Source organism: Paenibacillus aceti, assembly GCF_003614185.1.
GTDB lineage: Bacteria > Bacillota > Bacilli > Paenibacillales > Paenibacillaceae > Fontibacillus > Fontibacillus aceti.
Genome location: NZ_MDDO01000055.1, coordinates 1 through 3,162, shown reverse-complemented (window position 1 = coordinate 3,162; position 3,162 = coordinate 1). Strand labels below are relative to the sequence as shown.

Annotated in this window: 4 protein-coding genes; 1 reads left to right on the top strand and 3 read right to left on the bottom strand. The window is 38.0% G+C overall.

Annotated elements, in window-relative coordinates:
• Positions 1–335 precede the first annotated feature (335 nt).
• The 3 genes from BFJ94_RS25205 to BFJ94_RS25195 all read right to left on the bottom strand — a co-directional run bounded on the left by BFJ94_RS25205 (position 336) and on the right by BFJ94_RS25195 (position 2,579).
• Complete coding sequence (locus BFJ94_RS25205) at positions 336–1,637, bottom strand: tyrosine-type recombinase/integrase (RefSeq protein WP_120462582.1); 1,302 nt, start codon at positions 1,635–1,637, stop codon at positions 336–338.
• A gap of 75 nt (positions 1,638–1,712) precedes the next feature.
• Positions 1,713–2,123 (bottom strand): ImmA/IrrE family metallo-endopeptidase, encoded by a 411-nt coding sequence (locus BFJ94_RS25200; protein ID WP_120462581.1) that lies wholly within the window; start codon positions 2,121–2,123, stop codon positions 1,713–1,715.
• Positions 2,124–2,141: 18 nt separating this feature from the next.
• Entirely contained in the window at positions 2,142–2,579 is a 438-nt protein-coding gene (locus tag BFJ94_RS25195) for a helix-turn-helix domain-containing protein (protein ID WP_120462580.1), read from the bottom strand.
• Between the two features lie 217 nt (positions 2,580–2,796).
• On the opposite strand from BFJ94_RS25195, the gene BFJ94_RS25190 reads away from it, so the two are divergent.
• On the top strand, positions 2,797–2,982 hold the full coding sequence (locus BFJ94_RS25190) for a helix-turn-helix domain-containing protein (protein ID WP_120462579.1): 186 nt from the start codon (positions 2,797–2,799) through the stop codon (positions 2,980–2,982).
• The last annotated feature ends 180 nt before the right edge of the window (positions 2,983–3,162 follow it).

The following is a 3,162-nucleotide window of genomic DNA, read 5'->3' as shown; positions in this document are numbered from 1 at the left end:
GTCCTTAAAGATAGTGGTTTTTTGTGATATAAACGTGTCAGTTATCGACCACCTATTATTGATAAGTGGATGAATCGCTGGAAACCCTTGTGCCATAAGGCATAATGATCTGTAGTGGGCTCGAACCACTGACCCCCACCCTGTCAAGGTGGATAGGTAACGTATTTTAAATGGAACAATTTCTGAATAACCAGTAATATCAAGGCTTTCAGGTGTTCGCATGTTGTTCTCATATTGAATGAATTCTATATAAAACACTGTATTCCGTCCCCGTTTTGTCCCCATTAAAAATAACGTATCGATAGTTGGTAAAATGATTCATAATCACATTGTTTTTATTTTTTTTTACTACCACGCGCGAATTTATCAAATTTCCCGGTTGTACGTCTTATTACTTTTTTGGTAACGTGAACATAGATATCGGTAGTAGTTGATAATCTGGCGTGTCCTAACCGCTCTTGAATGACTTTCAAAATTGAGTCAAAATTAGTTTCATCCTCATCTTCCAAAAGAAGAGTTCCTGAGCTATGACGCAAGCCATGAAATTTAATGTATCTAATTCCATGTCGCTTACAAAATCGTTTCCACCATTTTGATGGATGCTGATAGTAGTATGGCTTTCCTTTACCATTATGAAATACGAATTGTCGATCTTCACCTTCCCATTTGTCGTCTAAGAATTCTTTTTCTTCTTCCCACTCCTTTTTATAAATCTCTAACTCTTCCATATACCACTCCGGCATATCAGTATCTCGATAAGATGATGATGATTTAGGACCTTTCTCGATGGCTTTCCCTTTTTTAGTATAAGGAATGTTATTTTCCACAGAGATGAAGTTACGCTCGAAAAAAACTAGCGGCCATTCTAATCCTAATAATTCACCTCTTCTGAAACCACCGATCATTGAGCCAAGAATAAGAAGTCTCCACTTTCGAGATTCTTTATAGAGAGCATCAACAACTTGTTGCGCTTCATCCTCATCGTAATATTGTGGATTTTTACGTTGAGCTATTATTTTTTCCTTAGAATTTCTCTCGGATGGTTTTTTAACACCATCCATTGGGTTGACTTTGATTACTCTCCAATCAAAAGCTTGTTTGAATATGTTTTTAAGCACTCTATAGATATAAACAATTGTACCAGGTTCTAATGGCTCCATAAGTTTTTTCTTTTGCTTTTCAGTAAGTGGTTTTTTAGTGACAGGTGGTCTTCTTGCCCCTGGTTTTTCTAAGCTTTTCATAAAAGTAACAAGACTCATTGTGCTAATCTTATCGATTTGCTTATGACCAAATTGCGGAATTAATCGAGATTCAATTATCCCTTCATAAGTAGCGAGTGTAGTGGGGGAGAGGTTATTTGGGTCGTTAGCGTACTTTTCCATCCATTCATCCAAGACAAACGCTTCAAAGGTCATTTTTTCTGGCTTGATGTACTCGCCTGACTCAACTTCCTGTTTAAACTTAAATAATTCACCATCGAGATACTCATCTAGAGCTCTCTTCGACCTCAGAATTTCTGGATCATCCACCTCGACCCGTTTTCTTGGACGATTTCTAGTACCGTCATGATTAAATCCAAGATCAACCGTTAGCCTCCAGGTATTTACTCCTCGTTTCTCAATGCTGCCTTTTGCCATTTTTGCACCACCTCAGGAACATACGTTCTATTTATAATTGTATTTAAACAGCCTTGCAGCTGGAAAGCGCAAAGATTAGTAAAAAACATGGAATTCCTCTGGTATACCACACCGTTTCAAAAAGTTGCACTTAGTTTCGTTAATTTCTGGTTGTGCCTCACCAATCAATAGATACAAGGCAAAGCGGTTAGCTTCCCGCTCGATCTTCTCTATTGAAAAAAGGGTGCTCTTTCTTAAAAACGGAGTGTTTACACCCGGATGAAGAAAATGGTGTCCCAATTCATGAGCCAGAGCAAAGGTGGCCGAAAATCCATCCAAGCGGCAATTTATGTGTATACAAGGAATCCTATTTATACAAGAATAGTACCCCCAAGTGTTCTTTCCTAAATCTTCGTACAGAACCACTAGATTAGTCTCAGATGCAATTCGTGATGGGTTGTTGGTTCCGTGGGTTTTGATCAGTCTCTTAGAAAGTAAAATCTCCATTTGATAACCCCCGGAAGGTTATTTTCTGTATTTTTTTGGTGTGAATTTTTTCTTTGCCATTTCTTTAGACATGCGAAGAGTGTTTTCAAGTGATATCCTCAATAACTCCCTATCCTCTTCATCCATTGGCTCACCCATGAATGCTAAGGACGTTCCACTGTCTAGTTCCTCCATCATGCGTTCCAACTCTTTGGCAATGTCGCGATTATCTTTATCAGAAAGCGTATAGTACGGTGCTTTGTCCTCACAGATTAGGGCGGATCCGTCCTTATTCCCCATGAGGTAATCAAGAGTCACACCGAAATAATCAGCAATCTTTTGGAGTTTATCCTGTTTCGGAGTGTACTTACCTTGCTTCCAACTGGTGAAAGTAGCAGTGGTAATTCCCGTTTCTTTTGCAACACGATAGGCTGTAACGTTGTGCTTTTCTAATAGTTCTTCGAATATTTCGTACATTAGTTTTCCTCCGTAATTTTTATTAAAAATGAAGTCAGAAAACTAAGCTAAAATCCATTGACTAACTCAGAAAGCTATGCTAATATACAGACATAGCTTAGAAAACTGAGCTAATAAAAAGAAGTAGCTGAGAAATCTTATATAACTTAGGTGACACTTAGATTATATAAGAAACCTTAGCTAATAGTCAACATATTATTAAGGAGGAGTGTGTAAATTGTACGAGAAATTCCTTGTTCTATTAGAGGAGACCGGAAAAACATCATATCAAGTTTCTAAAGACACTGGCGTTTCTACGGCTACATTGACGAATTGGAAACAGGGTAAATACAAACCAAAAACAGATAAGTTAAAGGTTTTGGCTGATTATTTCGGAGTTACCGTTGATTATTTTTTGTCATAAACTCCCGAAATAAGATGAGTGATTCAACCTTATGTAATTCCATTTAGTGTTGGAGAGTGAAGCGCCATGACTGGTTTAGAAGAAGCAATTCGAGCAATCGTAGTTGAGGAGATAGCAGCAGTTGAAAGTCGTATTCTAGCTCTTTTGCCTGAGCAGTTAGATCGTAGTCTTACTGTTCAC

What these genes read in the sequence shown, in the direction of transcription:
- BFJ94_RS25205 (WP_120462582.1), bottom strand. Translation starts at nt 1,637, where the DNA reads ATGGCAAAAGGCAGCATTGAGAAACGAGGAGTAAATACCTGGAGGCTA.
- BFJ94_RS25200 (WP_120462581.1), bottom strand. Translation starts at nt 2,123, where the DNA reads ATGGAGATTTTACTTTCTAAGAGACTGATCAAAACCCACGGAACCAAC.
- BFJ94_RS25195 (WP_120462580.1), bottom strand. Translation starts at nt 2,579, where the DNA reads ATGTACGAAATATTCGAAGAACTATTAGAAAAGCACAACGTTACAGCC.